A 22022-nucleotide genomic window follows, 5' to 3' on the forward strand; every position below is an offset into this window, starting at 1 on the left:
GGAAAGGTCGGCGGGCGCCGTGCGATTCCAGCGACTGAGGCTTTCGGGCTTCAAGTCCTTTGTCGATCCTACCGAGTTCCGGATCGAGCCGGGGCTCACGGGGATCGTCGGCCCGAACGGCTGCGGCAAGTCGAACCTGCTGGAGGCGCTCCGCTGGGTCATGGGCGCCAATTCCGCAAAGGCCATGCGGGCCGGCGGCATGGACGACGTGATCTTCGCGGGCTCCGGCAAGCGGCCCTCGCGCAACCATGCCGACGTCACCCTGACCATCGACAACGCCGAGCGGCGCGCGCCGGCGGCCTATAACGATCATCCGGTGCTGGAGGTGGTGCGGCGCATCGATCGCGGCGCGGGCTCCACCTACAGGATCAACGGCAAGGAGGTGCGCGCCCGCGACGTGCAGCTCCTGTTCGCCGACGCCTCCACCGGCTCCAATTCGCCGGCCCTGGTGCGCCAGGGGCAGATTTCCGAGCTGATCGCCGCCAAGCCGCAGAACCGCCGCCTGATCCTGGAAGAGGCGGCCGGGGTTTCGGGCCTGCATTCCCGGCGCCACGAGGCCGAGCTGCGCCTGCGGGCGGCGGAGACCAATCTGTCGCGCCTGGACGACCTGACCCAGGAGCTGGAGGCGGGCCTCAACCGTCTGCGGCGTGAGGCCCGCCAGGCCGACCGCTACAAGAAGTTGTCGGCGGAGATCCGCGCCTTGCAGGGCGCCCTGCTCTATGCCCGCTGGAACGAGGCGCGCCAGGTGGCCGAGGGCCTGCGCGCCGAAGCCCGCCAGGCCGCCGCCGCCGTGGAGGAGACCGCCCGGGCCGCCGCCCGGGCCGTAGGCGCCGCCGCCGAAGCCGACGCCGCCCTGGCCCCCTTGCGCGAGGCCGAAGCCGTGGCCGCCGCCGTGCTAGGCAAGCTGGCCATCGACCGGGACCGGCTGGAGCGCGACGCCGAGGCCCTGGCCGCCGAAGTCGCCCGGGGCGAGGCCGAGCTCGTGCGCCTGGACGCCGACCGCGCCCGCGAGACCCAGATGGTGGAGGACGCCGCCGCGGCCCTGGCCCGCCTGGCTGAGGAGCTGGCCGCCCTGGAGGAGGGCGCGGCCCAGGCGCCCGAACGCCTGCCGGAGCTGGAAGCCGCCCTGAAAGCCGCAGAGGCCCAGCGTCAGGCCGCCGACGCCGAGGTGGAGCGCCTGGCCGCCGCCGTCGCCGCCGCCGAGGCCCAGCGCCGGGCGGGCGCGGCCAGACTTTCCGAGGCTCAGGGCCGGGCGAGCCGCGCCGCCCAGGCCCGCGACCGGGCGCAGCAGGAGCTGGAGCGGCTGGGGCCTCTGGAGGACCCCGCCCTGGCGCCCGCCAGGACCGCCCTGGAGAGCGCCGAGGCACGCCTGGCCGAGGCCCGCGCCGCCCTCGAAGCCGCCGATGAGGCCCGAGGCGCCGCCCAGGCCGCCGAAACCCAGGGGCGTGAGGCCGCCCGCCGGCTGGAGGACCAGCTGTCGCGCCTGACCGCCGAGGCCCGCGCCCTGGCGCAGATCGTGGCTCCGCAGCTGCGCGGCGGCTTCACGCCGGCCCTGGACGCGGTGCGCCCAGAGCGCGGCTATGAGATGGCCCTGGCCGCGGCCCTGGGCGATGATCTGGAAGCCGCCCTGGACCCCGCCGCCCCGGCTCACTGGGCCGGGGGCGAGGCGCCGCCGGCGAGTTGGCCCGAAGGCGCCAGGCCCCTGGCCGACCTTGTCCAGGCCCCGCCGGAGCTGGCCGCGCGCCTGGCCTATGTGGCCCTGGTGAGCCAGGCCGACGGGCCGCGCCTGCGCCAGCAGATCGCGCCCGGCGCGCGGCTGGTGTCTCGGGAAGGCGACCTCTGGCGCTGGGACGGCTTCACCGCCAAGGCCGAAGCCAAAAAGCCCGCCGCCGTCCGCCTGGAACAGAAGACCCGGCTGGCCGAGGTGGAGGCCGAGATCGAAGCCCTGGCGCCGCGCACCGCCGAGGCCAAGGCCGCGCATGCGGCCGCGCAGGACGCTGTCCGGCTGGCCGAGGACGCCGCCAAGGCCGCCCGGCGCGACCTGCCCGCCGCCGAACAGGGGCTGGCCCAGGCGCGCCTGACGACGGAGCGCCTGGCGCGGGAGGCCGCCCGCCGGGAAGCCCAGGGCCAGGCCCTGACCGAAACCCTCACCCGGCTGGAGACCGAGGCGCAGGAGGCCGAGGCCGCCCTGTCCCAGGTGCAGGCCGAACTGGGCGCCGCAGCCCCCGAGACCCGCCTGGCCGAGCAGCTTCAGGCCGCCCGTGAGGCCGCCCTGCCCGCCCGCGAGGCCGCTGCGGGCGCCCGCTCGGCCCTGGAACTGGAGATTCGCGAGCGCGACAGCCGCGCCCGGCGCCTGGCGGGGCTCGTCCGCGACCGGGACGACTGGCGCCGGCGAGCCGACGCCGCCGCCCGGCGCCTGGATGAGCTGGAGGGGGCGCGGACCCGCGCCGTGGCGAGCCTGGATCAGGCCCGGGAAGCGCCGGCGGGTCTGGAGACGCGGCGACAGGACCTGCTGGATCAGCTGGCGGCGGCCGAGGCCCGGCGCAGCCAGACACGAGACGCCCTGGCGGCCGGAGAATCCGCCCGCACCGAGGGCGAACGGGCCCTGCGCGCCGCCGAATCGGCCGCCGCGGCGGCGCGGGAGGCCCGCGCGGCCCTGGACGCCCGGGCCGAGGCCGCCCGCGAGCGGCTGATCGAGATCGCCGACCAGATCCGCGAGACCGCCCGCTGCGAGCCGGAGGCCCTGGCCCGGCGGCTGGCCGACGAGGCGGTGGCCATTCCCAGCGAGCCCGGGGGCATGGAGGCCCATCTGACTCAACTGGAACGCCAGAGGGAATCCATCGGCGCGGTCAATCTGCGCGCCGAGGACGAGGCCCGCGAGAGCGCCGCCCGGCTGGAGACGATCCAGACCGAGCGCGCCGACCTGACCGGCGCCATCGCCCGCCTGCGCGAGGGAATCGACGAGCTGAATGGCGAGGGCCGCGAACGGCTGGTGGCCGCCTTCGACGTCATCAACGGCCACTTCAAGACCCTGTTCGAAACCCTGTTCGAAGGGGGGCAGGCCGAGCTGCGGCTGGTGGAATCCGACGATCCCCTGGAAGCCGGACTGGAGATCTATGCCTGCCCGCCGGGCAAGCGCATGGCCGCCATGAGCCTGATGAGCGGCGGCGAGCAGGCCCTGACCGCCGCCGCCCTGATCTTCGCCGTCTTCCTGGCCAATCCGGCCCCCATCTGCGTGCTCGACGAGGTGGACGCGCCCCTGGACGACGCCAATGTGGACCGGTTCTGCAACATGCTGGACGAGATGCGCCGGCGCACCCAGACCCGCTTCATCGCCATCACCCACAATCCGGTCACCATGGCCCGCATGGACCGGCTGTTTGGGGTCACCATGGCCGAGCGGGGCGTGTCCCAGCTGGTGTCGGTGGACCTCCGTCAGGCCGAAGCTCTGGCGGCCGAATAGAGGGCCTGGGCCACGAATCCAGGCCTTTAGGCCGATAGGCGAGCGAAATCAAACAATTAGAGTGGGGCGTGAGCGCCTTGACGCTGCACCTGCTCACCTTTAGGTTCCGCCGCGATCGAACCAGGGGCGCCGCGGGGCCGCCCGCGCCCCCGGGAAGGCGTCATCCGCTCATGTCGCAACCGCACGATCCGCACGATGAGGCGCTGAAACGCCTCGACGCCAGACTGGATGCAGTCAAGGCGGCGCGGGAGGCGAGGACGCGGAAGGCGCAGTTCGATACGGGCGCGATCGGCGCCGGCTACAAGCTTGTGGCCGAGCTGATCGGGGGCGTCCTGGGGGGACTTGGCCTTGGCTGGGTCTTCGATCAATGGGTCGGAACCTCTCCCTGGGGCTTGCTCCTGGGGGTCCTTGTGGGTACCGGCCTTGCGGTGTTTCTGATCGCGCGCTCGGCGGGACGCATGAGCGCGCAGGCGGCGGCGAAGGCCGGACCGGTTTCCTCGGTCCCCTTCGACGACGAAGACGATGAAGATGACGGCTGGCCCGCGGGGCCTGGCCAGAACGAGAGGGACTGAGGCGTGGCCGACCCGATGCACCAGTTCGAGATCCAGCAGGTTCTCGAGCTTCCCACCGTTGCCGGCTTCGATCTGTCGATCACCAATTCGGCCCTGTGGATGATGATTTCCGCGGCCTGCGTGACCCTGTTCTTCGCCGCGGCCTCGGCCAAGGCCGCCGTGGTTCCCGGGCGCCTGCAGTCGGTGGGGGAGATGCTCTATGAGCTGATCCACGACCTGACCGACTCGATCATCGGCCACGAAGGCAAGCGCTACTTCCCCTTCATATTCACCCTGTTCGCCTTCATCCTGGCGATGAACCTGCTGGGCATGGTGCCCTATTTCTTCACCTCGACCTCTCAGCTGGCGGTGACCGCCACCCTGGGCGTCCTGGTGATCGCGGTGGTCATCGCCGTGGGCTTCGCCCGCAACGGCCTGGGCTTCTTCAAGCTTTTCGTCCCCTCCGGCGTGCCCTTCTTCGTGCTGCCGCTGGTGGTGGTGATCGAGATCATCTCCTTCCTGGTCCGCCCGGTGACGCTGGCCCTTCGTCTGTTCGGCAACATGGTGGGCGGCCACGTGGTGCTGAAGGTGTTCGGCGGCTTCGTCGTCTCGCTGGGCGCGCTGGGCGCGCTGGGCGTCGTCGGCGCCCTGGTCACCCTGACCGGCACGGTGGCCATCACCGCCCTGGAGTTCATGGTCGCGTTCCTGCAGGCGTTCGTCTTCGCCGTGCTGGCCTGCGTCTATCTGAACGACGTCGTGAACCTGCATAGCCACTGATCACGACCGACAACTCACCCCGTTACCCGACCCCATCGCTTAAACGGAGCACTTCGATGGATCCCCTTGCTGCTAAGTACATCGGCGCTGGCCTGGCGATGCTGGGCATGATCGGCGCCGGTATCGGCCTCGGCACCATGTTCGGCCAATACCTCAACGGCGCCCTGCGCAACCCGTCGGCCTCGGCCGGCGAGCGTCCGATGCTCTTCCTGGGCATGGCGCTGACCGAAGCCCTGGGCATCTTCGCCTTCGTGGTCGCGCTGCTGATCCTGTTCGCCGCCTAAGGCGACACCATCCGTGCGTTGGGGGGCGGGCTGTCGCACGGCCCGCCTTTCGCATAACCCACGTGACGGAAGCGCAGACTTAACGGAGCGCCGTGATGGCCCAGACTTCCCCTGAGCTCGATCCGGGCGGCGCGGTGGTGCAAACCCCGCACACGACCCCGAGCCACGACCTGCACGAGATGACGGCGGGCGAGGAGCACGCCTCGGGCCTGCCCCAGTTCGAGTTCGGCTACTGGCCGGGCCAGGTCTTCTGGCTGCTCATCGTCTTCGTCATCCTCTATGTCGTTCTCTCCAAGCTCTTCCTGCCTCGGGTGGGCGGAGCGATCGAGGCCCGCGCGGCCAAGATCGAGGGCGATCTCGCCGAGGCCCGCGCCGCGCGCGACGAGGCCGAGCGCCAATCCGCCGAGGCCGCGGCCGAACTGGCCCAGGCCCGCGCCCGCGCCCAGAAGACCGCCGCCGAGGCCAAGGCCGCCGCCAAGGCCGAGGCCGATGCGCGCAACGCCGCCGAAGAGGCCAAGCTTAACGAACGCCTGACCGCCGCCGAGGCCGCCATCCAGGCCAGCCGCGAACAGGCCATGGCCAATGTTCGCACCGTGGCCGCCGAAACCGCTGAAGCCATCGTCGAGAAGCTGAGCGGTACGCCGGCGACCCGCGCCGAGGTCGAGGCCGCCCTGGCCCAGACCGCCTAAGGAGAGGCCGATGTCCGAGTTTTTCATCGCCCCGGAATTCTGGGTCCTCGTCGCGGTCCTGCTGTTCTTCGGCCTGCTGATTTATCTGAAGGTCCCTGCGGCCATGGGCCGGGCGCTCGACGCCCGGGCCGGGAAGATCCAGGCCGAGCTGGACGAGGCCCAGCGCCTGCGGGCCGAGGCCCAGGCCCTGCTGGCCGAGATCAAGACCCAGCGGGAAGAGACCGAGAAGATGGCCCGCGACATGCTGGCCCAGGCCCAGGAGGACGCCGAGCGCCTGCGCAAGGAGTCCGCCGTCAAGCTTGAGGAGCAGATCGCCCGTCGCACCCAGATGGCCGAGCGCAAGATCGCCACCGCCGAGGCCCAGGCCGCGGCCGAGGTGAAGGCCGCCGCCGCCGAAATGGCCGCCGAAGCCGCCCGCGGCGTCCTGGCCGGCCGCATCGCTGGCGCGACCTCCGACCCCCTGGTGGACAAGGCCCTGGGCCAGCTGGCCGCCAAGCTGCAGTAGCGAACGGCCCGAACGAACGGCCCGAAAGCCAGCCTCAAGACGCCGCCCCGGTTCGCCAGGGCGGCGTTTTTGTTTCAGCGCCTCAGGCGTTGCGGCGGCGGAAAGGCCGGCGAGCCCGGGCGGCCATGCGATAGCGGCGCGGCGTGAGAAGCCGCTCGAGGCGCAGCACCATCTGCCAGGCCACCGGCGCCACTTCCGGCCGCCGGCGCAGCAGTCGCCGGATCGGATGGAGCAGGCGCGGATGGGCGCGCTGGGCGCGGATGAAGGCCCGCCTGGCCCGATAGGAATTGCGCAGGATGAGGATCATCCCGACCACCGCCACCGGCAGCCCCATGGGTCCCGGCAGGGGGGCGATCAGGGCGCCCAGGATCACCAGCAGCCCGCCCAGCGCCATGAGGGCGAGCCGGGCGGCCCGTCCGGCCAGACGGCCGAACAGATCGTGCGAGGCGGGACGGCCATCAAGCCGGGCGCTGGGGACGAGGGACACGCGCAATAACCTGGGATCGCGCGCGATCCGGCCCGTTCGGGGAGGCAGGGCCCCCGCGCGCTCACCTCATATGTGAACACGCCTGAGTGACTTAAAGGTGGCGGGAGGCGCTGATCGCGCCTCCCGCGCAGCTTATTCCGCCGCCAGCGGCGCCGGCGCCACACCCGCCTCGGGCTTCCAGGTGAGGCGCGGCTTGCGCGCCGCCAAGGTCTCGTCCAGGCGGCGCAGAGGGGCCAGGTGCGGAGCGGCCTTGAACCGCTCGGAATCCCCGGCCTTGGCCGCGCCGGCCAAGGCGATGAGCGCCTCGCAGAAGCGGTCCAGCTCCTGCTTGGATTCGGTCTCGGTGGGCTCGATGAGCATGGCCCCGTGCACCACCAGAGGGAAGTACATGGTCATCGGGTGGAAGCCCTCGTCGATCATCGCCTTGGCGAAGTCGAGCGTGGTCACCCCGGTGCCTTCCAGCCAGGCGTCGTCGAACAGGGCCTCGTGCATGCAGGGGCCGTCGGGGAAGGCCGCCGTCATCACACCCGAGAGCCGCGCCTTGATGTAGTTGGCGTTGAGCACCGCATCCTCAGCCACCTGCCGCAGACCGTCGGCGCCGTGGCTGCGCATATAGGCGTAGGCGCGCACGAACATGCCCATCTGGCCGTGGAAGGCGCTCATGCGGCCAAAGGCCTGGGCGGCCTCGGCCACCGTCTCCTCCACCAGATGCAGCCCCCCGGCCCCATGCACCACCCAGGGGGCGGGCGCGAAGGGGGCGAGGGCTTCCGACAGGACCACCGGGCCAGCGCCCGGCCCGCCGCCCCCATGGGGGGTGGAGAAGGTCTTGTGCAGGTTGATGTGCATGGCGTCGACGCCCAGGTCGCCCGGGCGCACCCGGCCGACGATGGCGTTGAAGTTGGCGCCGTCGCAGTAGAAATAAGCCCCGGCCTCATGGGTGAGACGGGCGATCTCGATGATGTCCCGCTCGAACAGGCCGCAGGTGTTGGGATTGGTCACCATGATGGCGGCCACGTCCGGCCCCAGCTTGGCCGCCAGATCAGCCAGATCCACCCGCCCGTCTTCGGTCTGGGCGATCTCGGTCACCGAATAGCCCACAAAGGCCGCCGTGGCCGGATTGGTGCCATGGGCCGAGGTGGGCACCAGAACGCGCCGACGCGCGGCGTCGCCCCGGGCCTCGTGCGCGGCGCGGATGGCCAGGAGGCCGCAGAGCTCGCCATGGGCGCCGGCCTTGGGCGACAGGGCCACCGCCGGCATGCCGGTGAGCGTCTTCAGCCAATGGGCCAGGCGGTCCATCAGCGCCAGGGCGCCCTGGGTGGTGGAGACCGGCGCCAGGGGGTGCAGGTCGGCGAAGCCCGCCAGCCGGGCCATCTTCTCGTTCAGCCGCGGATTGTGCTTCATCGTGCACGAGCCCAGGGGATAGAGGGCCAGGTCGATGGCGTGGTTCTTCTGCGACAGGCGCACATAGTGGCGCATGGCCTCAGGCTCGGACAGGCCCGGCAGGCCGATGGGGGCGCGGCGAACCAGGTCCCCCAGGTCCGAGGCGTCGGCGGAAGCCTCCGGCAGATCCACGCCGGTCTTGCTCCAGCCGTCCCGTTCGAAGATCAGCGCCTCGTCCTGCAGCAGGGCGCGCCCGCCGGTGAGGGAGGCGAAGCCGGGCTCCAGGGGCTGGACATCCTCCGGCCGGGTGGGCCGACCGACATTTTGCATGGTCATGCGGAGGTCCTCCGGGAAAGCGCCTGGGCGAAGGCGTCAATATCCTCGTCCAGGGTGGTCTCAGTGGCGGCGCACAGCAGCACGTCGTCGAGGCCGGCCTTGGGGTCCAGGCGCGAGAAGGGCACCCCCGCCACCACGCCGTCGGCCAGCAGATCGTCCACCGCCTGGGCGGCATTCATGGGCAGGCGCACGGCGATCTCGTTGAAGAAGCGCGGGGTCAGCACCTCGACGCCCTTCACCGCCCCCAGGGCGTCGCGCAGGCGGCGCGCCTTGGCGTGGTTGATCTCCGCCAGCCGCCGCAAACCCACCTCGCCCAGCAGGGTCAGGTGGATGGTGAAGGCGAGCGCGCAGAGCCCCGAATTGGTGCAGATGTTGGAGGTCGCCTTTTCCCGGCGGATATGCTGCTCGCGGGTGGAGAGGGTCAGGACGAAGCCGCGGCGGCCCTCGGCGTCCACGGTCTCGCCGCACAGGCGGCCCGGCATCTGGCGGACCAGCTTCTCCCGACAGGCGAAGAGGCCGATATAGGGACCGCCGAAGTTCAGCGCATTGCCGATGGACTGGCCCTCGGCCACGGCGATGTCGGCGCCCATCTCGCCCGGAGACTTCAGCAGGCCGTAGCTGACCGCCTCGGTGGTGACGACGATCAGCAGGGCCCTGGCCGCATGGGCCGCCTCGGCGATCTTCGTCACGTCGGTGACCACGCCGAAGACGTTGGGACTCTGCACCACCACGCAGGCGGTCTCCGAATCGATCGCGGCGATGACCTCGGCCTCGGCGTCGATGGCCACGGGCTGGCGGACGATCTCCATGCCCTCGGCATGGGCGATGGTCTGGGTGGTGGCGGCGTAGTGGGGATGCAGCCCGCCCGAGAGAATGGCCTTTTCCCGGCGGGTCACCCGCTGGGCCATCATCACGGCCTCGGCGCAGGCCGTGGAGCCGTCGTACATGGAGGCGTTGGCCACATCCAGGCCGGTGAGCGCGGCCACCTGGGTCTGGAACTCGAACAGGACCTGCAGCGTCCCCTGAGCGATCTCCGGCTGGTAGGGGGTGTAGCTGGTGAGGAATTCCGACCGCTGGATCACATGGTCCACCGTGGCCGGAACATGATGGCGATAGGCGCCGGCCCCGCAGAAGAACGGCCCGGCCCCAGCCGAACGGTTCAGAGCCGCCAGCCCCGCCAGCTCCCGCTCGACCTCCAGTTCCCCGGCGTGCAGGGGCAGGTCCACGGGGCCGGGAAGGCGCGCGGCGGCAGGAACATCGACGAACAGCTCGTCGATGGAGGCGGCGCCGATGACGCCCAGCATCTGGGCGCGGTCGGCGGGGGTGAGCGGCAGGTAGCGCATGGGGTCTAGAGCGTCTCCAGGAAGGCGTCGTAGGCGGCGCGGTCCATCAGGGACTCGTACTCGGCCTTGTCGGCGACCTTGATCTTGGCGAACCAGCCGCCGGCCTCGGGCTCGGCGTTGACGGTCTCGGGGGCCTCGCCCAGGGCGCCGTTGGCCTCCACGACCTCGCCGGACAGGGGGGCGTAGACGTCGGAGGCGGCCTTGACCGATTCCACCACCGCCAGGCCCTCGCCGGACTTCACGGCCTTGCCGACGTCAGGCGTCTCGACGAACACCACATCGCCCAGCTGCTCGGCGGCATAGGCGGTGATGCCCACAGTGGCCACGTCGCCGTCCAGCGAGACCCATTCGTGATCCTTGGTGAAGCGCATGCTTCGCAGTTCCTTCTCTCAGATCTTGCGCACGTAGCGATGGGGGACGAAGGGCAGAGGCGCGACCACGCAGGCCTGGGCCTTGCCCCTCACGATCACCTGCAACTCGGTTCCCACCTGGGCCAGGGCCGGGGGCACGAAGCCGAGCGCGATGGGATGGCCAAGGGTGGGGGAAAACCCGCCGGAGGTCACCACCCCCACCACCTGGCCCGAAGCATCGGCGATCTCCGCGCCCTCGCGGGCCGGGGCGCCGGTGATGGTCAGGCCCACGGCCTTGCGCGACACCTCGCCGGCCAGCTCCTGGGCGATGCGGGCCGCGCCGGGGAAATCGCGGGCGTCCCGGCGCTTCTTCGAGACCGCAAAGGCGAGGCCCGCCTCAATGGGAGAGACGGTCTCGTCCAGGTCGTGCCCATAGAGGGGCAGCCCCGCCTCCAGGCGCAGGCTGTCGCGGGCGCCCAGACCGATGGGCCGTACCCGCTCATCGGCCAGCAGCGTCGCCCAGACTCGGGGCGCCTCGCCGCCGGGCACCGAAATCTCGTAGCCGTCCTCGCCCGTATAGCCCGAGCGCGACACGATGGCGTCGGTCCCGAAGGCGGTCATGGCGGCGGTCTCCATGAAGACCAGGCGCGCGGCGTCGGGAGCGTGTTGCGCCAGCACCAGGGCGGCCTTGGGCCCCTGCAGGGCCAGCAGGGCGCGGTCTTCCAGGCGGTCGATGCGCACCTGGCCGGCCAGTTCGTCGTCGATGACCTTGAAGTCGTTGTCCTTGCAGGCGCCGTTGACCACCACGAACAGGCCGTCGTCATCGGGACGCCCGGCCATCAGATCATCGATGATCCCGCCCTTCTTGTTCAGAAGGACGGAGTAGCGCTGCTTGCCGGGCTTGAGGCCGATGAAGTCGCCGGGCGTCACCTCCTCGAAGGCCGACAGGGGGGAGACGCCGCGCAGGCGGGCCTGACCCATGTGGGAGACATCAAACAGGCCGGCGTTTTCCCGGGTCCACAGATGCTCCTTGAGCACGCCGTCCCGGTACTGGACGGGCATATGGTAGCCGGCGAAGGGCACCATGCGCGCGCCCGCCTCGAGATGGGCCTCGTAGAGCGGGGTCTTTTTCAGGTCGGCGTCGGCCAAGGCGATCTCCAGCTGATGATTCGGCGCGTCCGGGCGCATGACCGCCCCGTCGACCCGCGCCCCCGCTGTCCCTGAGCCTGAGAGATTTAGGGGCGATCCGCGAGGGGATCCGACCCACTGCTCCTTCGGCGAGCCCTACCTTTCGGCGAGCTTCTTTCCAGCGTTCATCAGCCCTTCGCGGTCCTTTTGCCTGAGCGTTTCCGGGGCGGTTGCGCCTTCGGCGCCGGGGCGTCGCCGACCCGGTCTCTCCCGCGAGGAGTGCTCGGAAACTCCGCGATCCCCCGGCGGGAGTCAACGCGCAAAGTGTGCGCTGCGGCAGGGCGGGGCCAAGTGCTCAGTCGCGCGCCGGAGGGTTCGCCCCTGACACGCGCGCCACCCGACCCCCGCGCTCGTACCAGCCCCTGCTCCGGTTCACGACCGCCACCAGGGTCAGCATCACCGGGACCTCGATCAGCACGCCCACCACGGTGGCCAGGGCCGCGCCGGAATTGAGTCCGAACAGGCTGATGGCCGCGGCCACGGCGAGCTCGAAGAAGTTGCTCGCGCCGATCAGGGCCGAAGGCCCGGCGATGCAGTGGGCCTCGCCCGTCACCCGATTGAGCAGATAGGCCAGGCCGAAAATGAAATAGGTCTGGATGGCGATGGGGACCGCCAGCAGGGCGATCACCCCGGGCTGACGCAGGATCTGCTCGCCCTGAAAGGCGAAGAGCAGGACCACCGTGGCCAGCAGGGCCATGATCGACACCGGCTGCACGCCGCGCAGGAACCGCTCGAGGCCGACCCCGTCGCCTTGCGCCAGCCAGAGGCGCAGCCCCTGGGCGATGATCACCGGCACGACGATGTAGATGGCCACCGAAAGCAGCAGGGTCTCCCACGGCACGACGATGGCCGACAGGCCGAGCAGCAGGCCGACGATGGGCGCGAAGGCGACCACCATGATCGCATCGTTCAGCGCCACCTGGCTCAGGGTGAAGGGGGGATCGCCGCGGGTCAGATTGCTCCAGACGAACACCATGGCCGTGCACGGCGCGGCGCCCAGAAGAATGAGGCCGGCGATATAGCTGGCGATCTCCGCTTCCGGCAGCAGAGGGCGGAACAGCCAGCCGATGAACACCCAGCCCAGCAGGGCCATGGTGAAGGGCTTGACCGCCCAGTTGGCGAACAGGGTGACCCCGATGCCGCGCCAGTGCCGCCCCACCCCCGCCAGAGCGCGGAAGTCGATCTTCACCAGCATGGGGATGATCATCGCCCAGATCAGCACGGCCACCGGCAGGTTCACCTGGGCGACCTCCAGGGCCGCCACCCGTTGGAAGGCCGGGGCGAAGATCTGGCCCAGGGCCACGCCGGCGACGATGCACAGCGCCACCCAGAGCGTCAGGTAGCGCTCGAAGACCGGCATTCTGGGGGGAGAGGCCTGCGAAGATCTCACAGCGGGGCGTCCTGGTGGATCTGCTGCAGGGCGGATTTCAGCTGCGCGGTGTCCCGCGTCAGGTCCAGCGCGGTCAGGGCGACGATACGCGCCTCCAGCTGGGCGTAGGCCCTAGCGAAGGCCGCCGGGGCGGCGTCGGCTTCGGCGGCGGCGGGGTCGGGCAGCCCCCAGTGGGCGGCCGCGGGGCGCCCGGGCCAGATGGGACAGACCTCTCCGGCGGCGTTGTCGCAGACGGTGATGATCAGATCGAGCTCCGGCGCCCCGGGCGGGGCGAACTCGTCCCAACTCTTGGACCGCAGGCCCGAAACATCATGACCCCGGGCGGCCAGCAGTTTGAGGCTTTCGGGATGGACCTGACCCTTGGGCATGGACCCCGCGGAATGGCCGATCCAGCGCCCGGCCCCCAGCGCATTGAGCAGGGCCTCGGCGAGAATGGATCGCGCCGAATTGCCCGTACAGAGAAAGAGGACGCGCCGCGGCGCCGGATCGGTCAGAGACATGACGGCCTCAGCAGCAGGCGGGCGCAGGGGCGGCCGGCGCAGGCGTCGGCGCGCCGCAGCACGCCTCGCCCTCGGTCATCGCCGGAACATCGTCCTCGCCATAGGTGGTCGCCTCGCCGAAGGTATGGAAGGTCTCCCAGCGCAGGCCGGAGGGATCGCTGACCCAGCTCTTGTCCGACCGGGCGTAGCAGCAGGTGGCCGCCTCCTGGTCGAAGGTCGTCTCCCCCGCCGCCTTCAGGCGTCCGGCCAGCTGGACCAGCTCCGCGCCCTCGTCCACATGGATACCCAGGTGATCGACTCCCGGCGCGCCGCCTCGGGCGGAGATGGCGAAGTTCACCTTCGGGTCGTCCAGCTGCCACTTGGCGTAGTCGTCCTTCACCACGCTGGGCGAGGCGCCGAACAGGGTGGTGTAGAACTGGCGGGAGCGTTCGAGATCTTCCACCGACACATGAACGTGCAGACGCTTCATTGGACTGTTCCTTGGGGCTGATCGCAGCAGGCCAGGGCCGCCGCCGTGACGGGCGCGCAGACTTCAGGACGGCCCTGGCAGCAGTCCTGCATGAGGTAGAGCAACAGGTCCCCCATGCCCTCATAGTCGGCGCTGTAGATGATCGAGCGACCGTCCCGGCGTGAGCGGATCAGGCCGGCATTGGCGAGAATGGTCAGCTGGGCCGACAGGGTGTTGGGCGCGACGCCGGCGGCCTTGGCCAGATCGCCGGCGGCCAGCCCCTCCCGGCCCGCCTGGACCAGACGGCGGAAGACATCCAACCGACCCTGCTGGGCCAGGGCGGACAGACGTTTGAGGGCGGTCTCGATTTCCATATTTCTATGATTATGGAAATGTAGAACCGAAGTCAAGCTCTGATGCGAACTCGGGGTCGCAGGGGCGCCTACATGCGTTCGGGGGCTTCGATACCCAGAAGGTCCAGGGCCAGTTCCAGCTGGCGCAGGGTCACCGCCGCCAGGGTCAAACGGGAGGCGCGGACGTCTTCGCTGTCGGCGGCCATGATCGGGCAGGCCGCATAGAAGCGGGAAAAGGCCTGGGCCAGCTTGTAGGCATGGTCTGCGATGAAGTTGGGCGCCTTGCGCTCATAGGCCTCGGCCAGGGCGTGGTCGAAGGCGTCGAGCAAAAGGGCGAGCTCGCGCTCGGCGGGCTCGGCCACCACGATCGGCCCCGCGGCCGCGCCCTCGTCGGCGGCCCGCCGCAGCACCGACTTCACCCGCACCGCCTGATACAGCAGATACGGACCGGTCTTGCCCTCGAAGCTGGTGAAGCGGTCCAGATCGAAGACATAGGAGGTGCCCCGGAAGTTCTGCAGGTCGGCGAACTTCAGGGCGGCCACGGCCACCTTGTGGGCCACATCCTCGAAGGCGTCCTCGGTGAAGCCCGCCCCCAGATCGGCTTCGCGCAGGCGCTCGCGGGCCTTTTCCCGGGTCATCTCGATGAGGTCGTGCAGCTTGAGCACGCCCCCCTCGCGGGTCTTGAAGGGCTTGCCGTCGGCGCCGTTCATGGTGCCGAAGCCGATGTGCTCCAGCGCCCCCTCGGCCGCATAGCCGGCCAGATAGGCGGCGCGGAAGACGATCTCGAAGTGATCGGCCTGCCGCTGGTCCACCACATAGAGCACGTGGTCGGGACCGAAGCTGCGCTTGCGGTCCAGGATGGTGGCGAGGTCGGTGGTGCCGTACATGGCCGACCCTTCCGAGGAGACCACCAGCAGGGGCGGCAGCTCGCGCTTGTCGCCTTCGCGGTTCACCCGGACGATCCGGGCGCCCTGGTCGTCCACCAGCAGGGCCTTGGCCTCCAGATCGGCGACCATCTCCGGGATCAGGGGATCGGCGTCGCTCTCCCCCTTCCACAGGTCGAAGTCCACGCCGATGGCGTGGAAGTCCCGCGCCAGGGCCACCTGGGTCACCCGGGCGAAGTGCCGCCACAGCAGGAAATAGCCCGGCCGGCGGGCCTGGAGATCGGCGGTCAGGCGCCGCGCGCGGTCGCGGTAGTCGGGGTCTTCCTTGCCCTTGGCCGCGGCGGCCGGATAGAGCCGGTCGAGATCGGCCAGGCTGATCCGTTCGTCCAGGGCCTCGAAGGCCTTGGCTTCCTCGTCCTCGGTGAGCGGCGAGGTGCGGCCGTTCACCTGCTCCACCAGCTTGGCGATGAACGGGTCCTCGTCACAGACGGCCCCGATCAGCAGACCCATCTGATAGCCCCAGTCGCCGAAGTGGGCGTCGCCCACCACCTCGTCGCCCCGAAACCGGTAAAGCCGTTTGATGGCCTCGCCGATGATGGAGGACCGCAGGTGGCCCACATGCATGGGCTTGGCCACATTGGGGCCGCCATAGTCCACCAGGACGCGGCGGGGCGTATCGACCCTGGCCGCGCCGACGCGGGGATCGCCGGCGATCTCATTGGCGCGGGCCGAGAGCGCCCCGGCGCTCACCCGCATATTGATGAAGCCGAGGCCCGCGATCTCCACCGAGGCCAGGCGCGGATCGCTAGCCAGGGCGGCCACCACGCCCGCGGCGATCTCCCGCGGGTCGCGCTTGGCCTGCTTGGCCGCGGCCAGGGCGCCGTTGCACTGGAAGTCGGCCAGGTCTGGCCGGTCGGACGGAGTCACCCGGCCAAGCTCGGCCGGCAGACCCGCGGCGGCGAAGGCGGCCGAAACCGCCTCGCCCAGCCCACGCTTAAGCTCGCTCATGGGGTGGCGGTCGGCGTCCCGGCGCTGGCCTCGGGCGTGCCCACGTCGATGCGGAAGCGTTTACCGGCGCGGTTGAACTCGGCCATCTGCGGCGTCACGTCGAAGCCCACCAACACTTCGAAATTGGCGCCGCTGGTGGTCAGCTGGGCCCGGGGGATGACGATGCCTTCCAGGGTCTGGCGCACATAGGTGCGATCCTCGCCGGCGCGGAAGGTCACGGGCAGGTCGAAATACTCCTTGGCGATGACCGCGTCGTTGCGCTTGGTCACCGCCACCCAGTAGCGATAGGTTTTCTGGCCGCCCTGGGCCATGGGTCCGCGGCCCAGTTCGAACAGCATCTCCATGGACAGGCGGATGGGCTCCTCGTCCTTGTAGGAGCAGCCGCCCGAAACGCCCTGAATCTCGCCGGTATAGGCCACCGCCGAGGACGCCTCCTGGGCGCCCTGGAACTCAATATAGCGGCCGGCGTCGTAGAGCACCTTGACGAAGGGGCAGGGACCAGCGTTGCGCAACTGCGGCAGCGGCGCCTGGCGATCGCCCCATTCGCTGGCGCGGGCCCGCCGGTCGGCGGCGCTGTCGCTGCTGTCGTCCTGGCCGCGCCCACGGGACTGGGCGTAGGCGTCCGTCGGAACTTGGCTGGCGGCGGCGGCGAGGGCGCATAACGCGGTCAGCAGGATACGGCGCATGGAATGTCCAAATGTCTCGGCGCGCTGAAACCGCGCGTGAAGGGCCTCTACTAATGGTTCTCGAATGAGGCCGCAACGCGGCTGGCGGCGCGGGCGCGAAGCCCCTAACTTGCAGGCCCATGAGCGCCTCCTCCGACAAGCCTCCCCTGACCGTCCGCCTGGCCGCCCCCCGGGGCTTCTGCGCGGGGGTGGACCGGGCGATCCAGATCGTCGAGCGGGCCATCGCGCGCTATGGCGCCCCGGTCTATGTCCGCCACGAGATCGTCCATAACCGCCATGTGGTGGACCGCCTGCGGGCGCTGGGCGCGGTGTTCGTCGAGGAGCTGGACGAATGCCCCGCCGACCGGCCGGTGGTCTTCTCCGCCCATGGGGTGCCCAAGTCGGTGCCGGCTGAGGCCCAGGCGCGGCGAATGCTCTATCTGGACGCCACCTGCCCCCTGGTCTCCAAGGTCCATGTGGAGGCCCAGCGGCATTTCGAGGCGGGCAAGGAGATCGTGCTGATCGGCCATGCGGGGCATCCCGAGGTGATCGGCACCATGGGCCAGCTGCCCGAGGGCGCCGTCACCCTCATCGAGACCGTGGACGACGCCGCGCGGTTCCAGCCGCGCGATCCCGCCAATGTCGCCTTCGCCACCCAGACCACCCTGTCGGTGGACGACACCGCCGACATCGTCGGCGTGCTGAAGGCCCGCTTTCCCGAGATCGCCGCCCCCCACAAGGAAGACATCTGCTACGCCACCACCAACCGCCAGGAGGCCGTCAAGGTCGTGGCCGAAGGCTCCGACCTGCTGCTGGTGATCGGCTCGGCCAACTCCTCCAATTCCGTGCGTCTGGCCGAGGTGGGCCGCCGGGCCGGCTGCCCGGCCCATCTCATCGATGACGCGAGCGCGCTGGACTTCGCCTGGCTGGAAGGCGCCCGCCAGGTGGGGGTGACAGCGGGCGCCTCAGCGCCTGAAGACCTGGTCCAGGCCCTGCTGGCGCGTCTGGGCGAGCGGTACGCGGTGACGGTGGAGACGGTGGAATCGGCCCGCGAGACGGTGAGCTTCAAGCTGCCCCGGGGGCTGAGCGAGCCGGCCTGACCCGCTCGGATCGCCGCGGGCCTGAGCGAAATCCCGGGACAAGCGCGCCGCCCGGCTTGACCGCGCCCGCGGCCTCCCTCATGCCCCGGACCCATGGCCGTCTATACTGATCTGTCCGACGAGGAGCTGGACCTCCTTCTCGCCCGCTACGACCTGGGCGCGCCCCTGGCTTTCAAGGGCATCGCCGAGGGGGTTGAGAATTCCAACTTCCTGCTGGAGACCGAGGCCGGCCACTTCATCCTGACCGTCTATGAGAAGCGGGTGCGGAAGGAGGATCTGCCCTTCTTCCTCGGGCTCATGCGCTGGCTGGCCGATCACGACTATCCCTGCGCCACCCCCATGCCGGGCCTGGACGGCGGCCTGATCCAGGAGGTTCGCGGCAAGCCGGCGGCGATCGTCAGCTTCCTGCCCGGCCTTTCGGTGCGCAGGCCGAGCGCCCGGCACTGCCGTGAGGCCGGCGAAGGGCTAGCCCGCCTGCACCTGGCCGCCGAGGGCTTTCCCATGGCCCGGACGAACGACCTCGGCCAGACCGCCTGGGCGCCCCTGTTCGCCGGCCTTCACGAAGCGGCCGAAGCTCTGAAGCCTGGACTGTCGGCCACCATCGCGGCGGACCTGGACCGGTTGGCCGCCGCCTGGCCCCAGGGCCTGCCCACGGGAATCGTCCACGCCGACTACTTCCCGGACAATGTGTTCTTCCAGGGGGAGCGGTTCGCCGCGACCATCGACTTCTATTTCGCCTGCGTGGACGCGCTGGCCTATGACATCGCCGTGGCGCTGAACGCCTGGTGCTTCGAGGCCGACGGCAGCTTCAACATCACCAGCGCCCGGGCGCTGGTGGCCGGCTATGAGACCCACCGCGCTCTGAGCAGCGCCGAGCGCGCCGCCCTGCCCGTCCTGGCCCACGGCGCGGCCATGCGCTTCTTCCTGACGCGTCTGCACGACTGGGGGGCGACGCCGGCCGGCGCCCTGGTCAAGCCCAAGGACCCGCTGGAATATGAGCGCAAGCTCGCCGTCCACCGCAGCGCCCCCGACCTCGTGCTGTTCGGCGACCAGGCATGACGCCCCAGGTGGTGATCTATACGGACGGCGCGTGCAGCGGAAATCCGGGCCCCGGCGGCTGGGGCGCCGTCCTGCTGTGGGGCGATCGCGAGAAGACGCTCTGCGGCGGGGAGCCGGCGACCACCAACAACCGCATGGAAATGATGGCCGCCATCCAGGCCCTGGAGGCGCTCAACCGGCCCTGCCGGGTGGAGCTGCATACCGACAGCCAGTACCTGATGAAGGGCATCACCGAGTGGCTGCCCGGCTGGAAGGCGCGGGGCTGGAAGACGGCCTCAAGGGAGCCGGTGAAGAACGCCGACCTCTGGCGCAGGCTGGACGAGGCCCGCCTGCGCCACCAGGTGGACTGGCGCTGGGTCAAGGGTCATGCGGGCCACGAACTGAACGAGCGCGCCGACGCCTTGGCCCGGCAGGGCCTGAAGGAGGCTCAGGCCGCCCCGCCCATGGCCAGGAACCCCACATAGGCCACATAGGCCATGAGGAAGGCCGCCGACTCCAGGCGCTTCAACCCGCCGCCGGTGCGCATGAAGGCGATGAGCGCCACGGTGGCCGCCGCCATCACCCAGATGTCCAGGCGGGCGATCTCCGGGGGCACGCGGATGGGATAGACCATGGCCGTGACGCCCAGAATGCCCAGGATGTTGTAGATGTTGGAGCCGATCACATTACCCAGGGCCACGTCGCTGTGGCGACGCAGGGCGGCCACCACGCAGGCCACCAGCTCTGGCAAGGATGTGCCCACGGCGACCACGGTCAGGCCGATCACCGTGTCGGACACCCCCAGCCCCTCGGCCAGGTCGATGGCGCCGGAGACCAGCATGCGCGCGCCGCCCACCGTGAGTGCGATGCCGGCGGCGGTGAGCGCCACATTGATCCCCATGCCGCGCCAGTCCTTAGGCCGCGGCTCGCCTGCCCCCTCCGCGGCCTCCTGCCGGCGCTCGCGCAGATAGGCCTGGACGATGTAGCCCACGAGCAGCAGGACCAGCACCAGGCCGAACCACAGGTCGATGAAGCCCGCCAACACGGCGACGACGCCGGCAGCCGAGGCCACGGCGAGCGCGATCATGTCGCGCCGGATGATCGAGGGCTTGAGCATGATGGGGGCGATCACCCCCGTGACCCCCAGGATCAGCAGGATGTTGGCGATGTTGGAGCCCACCACATTGCCCACGGCGATGCCCGGCGCCTCGCGCATGGCGGCGGTGAGGCTGGTGACGAGCTCCGGCGTGGAGGTGCCGAAGCCCACGAGCACAAGGCCGCTCAGCAGGGGTGACACCCCCACAGCCCGTGCGGCGCCGACCGCGCCGCGCACCAGGATTTCGCCGCCCACGCCCAGAAGGACGAGGCCGCCCAGCAGCAGCAGAAAGGTGATCATGGGCAGCGCGCTCCGGGCTGCGACGTCGGTTGGGGGTGATCTGGGCGCATGGCCTCTCCTGGCAGGGTCGCATGGGCGCTCGCACAGGGGTGTCGTCCGGACCCTGATCGAGCTCACTCGATGCGGTCCGACATCACGCTTCCAGAGGAAGCGTCAGAGGGGCCCGGTCCGCGGCGGTTAGATTGTGGTGGCGCTTCAGGCGTTCAAGGGGTCATGCCGGGCATTGTTGAAGCTGGTTTCAGGGTCGTTTGAGAGCCGGCGCGGACGGCGGTTCAGGAGAAAGCGCAGGCTCAAGGCCAAGTTCCGCGGCGCGGCGCGCTTCAGCCTCCCGGGGGTCCAGGCGATAGGCCACCGAGCCCATGCGCCGGGCCAGGGCCTCGCCCCGGCGGGCGGCCGCCACCTCGGCCAGGCGGCTGTCTCGACTGCAGGCCGGAAACTCCGCCCGGCGGGCGGCGAAGCCTGAGTTGAAGGCCTCTTTCAGTCGCCGGTCCAGGGTGGCGTCGGGCGCTTCGGCATCGGTCATGCCGAGCATCCGATCCCGCCAGAACTGATCATAGGCGCCGTTGCAGGCCTGGCGCAGGGCGTGGCTCTCGCCCAGGGCGTAGGCCAGGTCGATCAGGCTCTGCCGATGGGCGGGCGACCGCTCCTGGGCCAGGGTGGGACCGGCGGCCAGCAGCAGGCCGACCGTCAGCACGAAGATGTGGGCGCGGGGGCTCATGGGCGGAGTTAGCCGCGCCGCGCCCGTCCTGTCACCTGGGCGCGCGTAGCGGGCGAACCCTCGCCCGCGGCGGACTGATCTGCTAGCGGAGATTCCAGAAAAGACCGGGGGGATCTCACATGCATCACATCACACTGCGCGCGCTGGCGGCCCTCAGCCTCCTGGCCGCGACGATCGCTCCAGCCCAGGCGCAGGACAGTTCGGCCCGCGATCCCAGCACCCTGATCTCGGTCCTGGCCGAGATGGACGCCCGGGCGGAGCTCCATAGCCGCGACTCCGGCGCGGTGCGTCTCGACGTCATCACGCCCGGGGGCATTTTCGGGGCGGAGTTCCTGGGCTGCGAAGAGAGCGGCCGCGACTGCCGCGCCCTGCGCTTCACCGCCAGCCTGGGGGAGCGGGCGGTCACCGAGGCGGCGCTCCACGCCTATAACGACCGCGAGGTCCTCTGCCGCGCCGTGCGACGCGAGGGCGAGGTCCATGTGCGCTACGGGACCTTGCTCAGCGACACTCAGAGCCGCGCGGACCTCAAGGCCCATATCGGCGCCTGGCAAGGCTGCCTTCGCACCATGGCCGATCTCGTGAACGGGGCCCCCAAGCCGTAGGTGCGCCTCTTCCCCGGGCGCCGGGTCAGGCCGGCGCGCGGCTCCTCCGCAGGGCCGCCATCCGGTCGATGGCGGCCTCGGCCTCGGCCATCATCTCGGCGACGACCTGAGCGGCGGGCTTGATGTCGCGCACCCCGCCGGCCGACTGCCCCATGGCAAAGCAGGACCGGTCGGGATCCAGGCCCTCGGTCTGGCCGCCTATGCCGCCCATGACCCCCGTGCGCGAGGACAGGACCGCCTGCATGGGGAAGGGTTGGATGTCCTGGGGACGGGTCTCCCAGTCCTCCACATAGGGGTTCTTCTTCACCCGCATGGGCTTGCCGGAATAGCAGCGGGTGCGGACGGTGTCGTCGTCCTGGGCCTCCACCACCGCCTCGCGGTACATCTGGCCGGCATGGGCCTCGGGCGTGGCGATGAATCGGGTGCCGATCCAGACCCCCTGGGCGCCGAGGGCGAGCGCGGCGGCCAGGCCCCGGCCGTCGTGAATGCCGCCGGCGGCCACCACCGGGATCTTCACCGCCTCCACCGCCTGGGCCACCAGAGGCAGGGTCCCGACCAGGCCCGTAT

24 protein-coding genes and 1 riboswitch are annotated in these 22022 nt (G+C 70.6%); of the genes, 10 read left to right on the plus strand and 14 right to left on the minus strand.

Features of this window, described 5'->3' with window-relative positions; all coding sequences use genetic code 11:
- Positions 1 to 19: 19 nt before the first annotated feature.
- From smc to V7D28_RS00630, 6 genes are all read left to right on the plus strand, one after another.
- Positions 20 to 3463 (plus strand): chromosome segregation protein SMC, encoded by a 3444-nt coding sequence (smc, locus tag V7D28_RS00605; RefSeq protein ID WP_333585409.1) that lies wholly within the window; start codon positions 20 to 22, stop codon positions 3461 to 3463.
- A 68-nt stretch (positions 3464 to 3531) separates the two neighbouring features.
- On the plus strand, positions 3532 to 4035 hold the full coding sequence (locus tag V7D28_RS00610; RefSeq protein ID WP_333585410.1) for an AtpZ/AtpI family protein: 504 nt from the start codon (positions 3532 to 3534) through the stop codon (positions 4033 to 4035).
- A gap of 3 nt (positions 4036 to 4038) precedes the next feature.
- Positions 4039 to 4791 (plus strand): F0F1 ATP synthase subunit A, encoded by a 753-nt coding sequence (locus tag V7D28_RS00615; protein WP_333585411.1) that lies wholly within the window; start codon positions 4039 to 4041, stop codon positions 4789 to 4791.
- A gap of 56 nt (positions 4792 to 4847) precedes the next feature.
- Entirely contained in the window at positions 4848 to 5075 is a 228-nt protein-coding gene (locus tag V7D28_RS00620; protein ID WP_293321260.1) for a F0F1 ATP synthase subunit C, read from the plus strand.
- Between the two features lie 95 nt (positions 5076 to 5170).
- Positions 5171 to 5764: a F0F1 ATP synthase subunit B family protein gene (locus tag V7D28_RS00625; protein ID WP_333585412.1), complete on the plus strand. Its 594-nt coding sequence runs from the start codon at positions 5171 to 5173 to the stop codon at positions 5762 to 5764.
- A gap of 10 nt (positions 5765 to 5774) precedes the next feature.
- Complete coding sequence (locus tag V7D28_RS00630; protein ID WP_333585413.1) at positions 5775 to 6269, plus strand: F0F1 ATP synthase subunit B family protein; 495 nt, start codon at positions 5775 to 5777, stop codon at positions 6267 to 6269.
- A gap of 82 nt (positions 6270 to 6351) precedes the next feature.
- Here the strand turns inward: V7D28_RS00630 and V7D28_RS00635 are convergent, their stop codons facing one another.
- From V7D28_RS00635 to V7D28_RS00685, 11 genes are all read right to left on the minus strand, one after another.
- Complete coding sequence (locus tag V7D28_RS00635) at positions 6352 to 6756, minus strand: hypothetical protein (protein WP_442957881.1); 405 nt, start codon at positions 6754 to 6756, stop codon at positions 6352 to 6354.
- Between the two features lie 132 nt (positions 6757 to 6888).
- Complete coding sequence (gene gcvPB / locus V7D28_RS00640) at positions 6889 to 8472, minus strand: aminomethyl-transferring glycine dehydrogenase subunit GcvPB (protein ID WP_333585414.1); 1584 nt, start codon at positions 8470 to 8472, stop codon at positions 6889 to 6891.
- Positions 8469 to 9815, minus strand: a complete 1347-nt coding sequence (gene gcvPA, locus V7D28_RS00645) for an aminomethyl-transferring glycine dehydrogenase subunit GcvPA (protein ID WP_333585415.1) — start codon at positions 9813 to 9815, stop codon at positions 8469 to 8471. The genes gcvPB and gcvPA overlap by 4 nt, the downstream gene beginning before the upstream one ends.
- A gap of 5 nt (positions 9816 to 9820) precedes the next feature.
- On the minus strand, positions 9821 to 10186 hold the full coding sequence (gene gcvH, locus V7D28_RS00650; RefSeq protein WP_333585416.1) for a glycine cleavage system protein GcvH: 366 nt from the start codon (positions 10184 to 10186) through the stop codon (positions 9821 to 9823).
- A gap of 18 nt (positions 10187 to 10204) precedes the next feature.
- Positions 10205 to 11314 (minus strand): glycine cleavage system aminomethyltransferase GcvT, encoded by a 1110-nt coding sequence (gene gcvT, locus V7D28_RS00655; RefSeq protein ID WP_333585417.1) that lies wholly within the window; start codon positions 11312 to 11314, stop codon positions 10205 to 10207.
- Between the two features lie 168 nt (positions 11315 to 11482).
- Positions 11483 to 11576, minus strand: a riboswitch (glycine riboswitch).
- Positions 11577 to 11648: 72 nt separating this feature from the next.
- A complete protein-coding gene (arsB, locus tag V7D28_RS00660) occupies positions 11649 to 12713 on the minus strand; it encodes an ACR3 family arsenite efflux transporter (RefSeq protein ID WP_333585418.1) in 1065 nt (354 codons plus the stop codon).
- 26 nt (positions 12714 to 12739) lie between these two features.
- Positions 12740 to 13243 carry an arsenate reductase ArsC gene (locus V7D28_RS00665; RefSeq protein ID WP_333585419.1) on the minus strand — a complete coding sequence of 168 codons (504 nt, stop codon included), beginning with the start codon at positions 13241 to 13243 and terminating at the stop codon, positions 12740 to 12742.
- Between the two features lie 7 nt (positions 13244 to 13250).
- Positions 13251 to 13712 (minus strand): ArsI/CadI family heavy metal resistance metalloenzyme, encoded by a 462-nt coding sequence (locus tag V7D28_RS00670; protein WP_333585420.1) that lies wholly within the window; start codon positions 13710 to 13712, stop codon positions 13251 to 13253.
- The gene (locus V7D28_RS00675; RefSeq protein ID WP_333585421.1) at positions 13709 to 14065 is read right to left on the minus strand and encodes an ArsR/SmtB family transcription factor; all 357 of its coding nucleotides are present in this window, start codon (positions 14063 to 14065) and stop codon (positions 13709 to 13711) included. Before V7D28_RS00675 ends, V7D28_RS00670 begins: the two co-directional genes overlap by 4 nt.
- A gap of 68 nt (positions 14066 to 14133) precedes the next feature.
- On the minus strand, positions 14134 to 15936 hold the full coding sequence (locus tag V7D28_RS00680) for an arginine--tRNA ligase (RefSeq protein WP_333585422.1): 1803 nt from the start codon (positions 15934 to 15936) through the stop codon (positions 14134 to 14136).
- A complete protein-coding gene (locus V7D28_RS00685; protein WP_333585423.1) occupies positions 15933 to 16622 on the minus strand; it encodes a Tat pathway signal sequence domain protein in 690 nt (229 codons plus the stop codon). The genes V7D28_RS00680 and V7D28_RS00685 overlap by 4 nt, the downstream gene beginning before the upstream one ends.
- Positions 16623 to 16741: 119 nt before the next feature.
- On the opposite strand from V7D28_RS00685, the gene ispH reads away from it, so the two are divergent.
- The 3 genes from ispH to rnhA all read left to right on the plus strand — a co-directional run bounded on the left by ispH (position 16742) and on the right by rnhA (position 19224).
- Entirely contained in the window at positions 16742 to 17701 is a 960-nt protein-coding gene (ispH, locus tag V7D28_RS00690; RefSeq protein ID WP_333585424.1) for a 4-hydroxy-3-methylbut-2-enyl diphosphate reductase, read from the plus strand.
- A 93-nt stretch (positions 17702 to 17794) separates the two neighbouring features.
- Entirely contained in the window at positions 17795 to 18760 is a 966-nt protein-coding gene (gene thrB / locus V7D28_RS00695; RefSeq protein ID WP_333585425.1) for a homoserine kinase, read from the plus strand.
- Entirely contained in the window at positions 18757 to 19224 is a 468-nt protein-coding gene (rnhA, locus tag V7D28_RS00700) for a ribonuclease HI (protein ID WP_333585426.1), read from the plus strand. The genes thrB and rnhA overlap by 4 nt, the downstream gene beginning before the upstream one ends.
- Here rnhA and V7D28_RS00705 read toward each other — a convergent pair.
- Both V7D28_RS00705 and V7D28_RS00710 read right to left on the minus strand, forming a co-directional pair.
- The gene (locus V7D28_RS00705) at positions 19188 to 20135 is read right to left on the minus strand and encodes a calcium/sodium antiporter (protein ID WP_333585427.1); all 948 of its coding nucleotides are present in this window, start codon (positions 20133 to 20135) and stop codon (positions 19188 to 19190) included. The two genes, rnhA and V7D28_RS00705, sit on opposite strands and share 37 nt — an antisense overlap.
- Positions 20136 to 20373: 238 nt before the next feature.
- Complete coding sequence (locus V7D28_RS00710) at positions 20374 to 20853, minus strand: TIGR02301 family protein (protein ID WP_333585428.1); 480 nt, start codon at positions 20851 to 20853, stop codon at positions 20374 to 20376.
- Positions 20854 to 20972: 119 nt separating this feature from the next.
- Between V7D28_RS00710 and V7D28_RS00715 the strand changes: the two genes are divergently transcribed.
- Positions 20973 to 21455: a hypothetical protein gene (locus V7D28_RS00715; RefSeq protein ID WP_333585429.1), complete on the plus strand. Its 483-nt coding sequence runs from the start codon at positions 20973 to 20975 to the stop codon at positions 21453 to 21455.
- Between the two features lie 25 nt (positions 21456 to 21480).
- Here the strand turns inward: V7D28_RS00715 and V7D28_RS00720 are convergent.
- Positions 21481 to 22022, minus strand: a 542-nt coding sequence (locus tag V7D28_RS00720) for an NAD(P)H-dependent flavin oxidoreductase (protein WP_333585430.1), incomplete at its 5' end; no start/stop codon positions are given.

Source organism: Phenylobacterium sp. (assembly GCF_036723115.1).
Lineage (GTDB): Bacteria > Pseudomonadota > Alphaproteobacteria > Caulobacterales > Caulobacteraceae > Phenylobacterium.

Bases quoted from the DNA above. Each gene is read 5' to 3' on its own strand.
- V7D28_RS00620 (WP_293321260.1), top strand. From the start codon at position 4,848: ATGGATCCCCTTGCTGCTAAGTACATCGGCGCTGGCCTGGCGATGCTG.
- V7D28_RS00625 (WP_333585412.1), top strand. From the start codon at position 5,171: ATGGCCCAGACTTCCCCTGAGCTCGATCCGGGCGGCGCGGTGGTGCAA.
- V7D28_RS00630 (WP_333585413.1), top strand. From the start codon at position 5,775: ATGTCCGAGTTTTTCATCGCCCCGGAATTCTGGGTCCTCGTCGCGGTC.
- gcvPB (WP_333585414.1), bottom strand. From the start codon at position 8,472: ATGACCATGCAAAATGTCGGTCGGCCCACCCGGCCGGAGGATGTCCAG.
- gcvPA (WP_333585415.1), bottom strand. From the start codon at position 9,815: ATGCGCTACCTGCCGCTCACCCCCGCCGACCGCGCCCAGATGCTGGGC.
- gcvH (WP_333585416.1), bottom strand. From the start codon at position 10,186: ATGCGCTTCACCAAGGATCACGAATGGGTCTCGCTGGACGGCGACGTG.
- arsB (WP_333585418.1), bottom strand. From the start codon at position 12,713: ATGCCGGTCTTCGAGCGCTACCTGACGCTCTGGGTGGCGCTGTGCATC.
- V7D28_RS00665 (WP_333585419.1), bottom strand. From the start codon at position 13,243: ATGTCTCTGACCGATCCGGCGCCGCGGCGCGTCCTCTTTCTCTGTACG.
- V7D28_RS00670 (WP_333585420.1), bottom strand. From the start codon at position 13,712: ATGAAGCGTCTGCACGTTCATGTGTCGGTGGAAGATCTCGAACGCTCC.
- V7D28_RS00675 (WP_333585421.1), bottom strand. From the start codon at position 14,065: ATGGAAATCGAGACCGCCCTCAAACGTCTGTCCGCCCTGGCCCAGCAG.
- V7D28_RS00680 (WP_333585422.1), bottom strand. From the start codon at position 15,936: ATGAGCGAGCTTAAGCGTGGGCTGGGCGAGGCGGTTTCGGCCGCCTTC.
- V7D28_RS00685 (WP_333585423.1), bottom strand. From the start codon at position 16,622: ATGCGCCGTATCCTGCTGACCGCGTTATGCGCCCTCGCCGCCGCCGCC.
- ispH (WP_333585424.1), top strand. From the start codon at position 16,742: ATGAGCGCCTCCTCCGACAAGCCTCCCCTGACCGTCCGCCTGGCCGCC.
- thrB (WP_333585425.1), top strand. From the start codon at position 17,795: ATGGCCGTCTATACTGATCTGTCCGACGAGGAGCTGGACCTCCTTCTC.
- rnhA (WP_333585426.1), top strand. From the start codon at position 18,757: ATGACGCCCCAGGTGGTGATCTATACGGACGGCGCGTGCAGCGGAAAT.
- V7D28_RS00705 (WP_333585427.1), bottom strand. From the start codon at position 20,135: ATGATCACCTTTCTGCTGCTGCTGGGCGGCCTCGTCCTTCTGGGCGTG.
- V7D28_RS00710 (WP_333585428.1), bottom strand. From the start codon at position 20,853: ATGAGCCCCCGCGCCCACATCTTCGTGCTGACGGTCGGCCTGCTGCTG.
- V7D28_RS00715 (WP_333585429.1), top strand. From the start codon at position 20,973: ATGCATCACATCACACTGCGCGCGCTGGCGGCCCTCAGCCTCCTGGCC.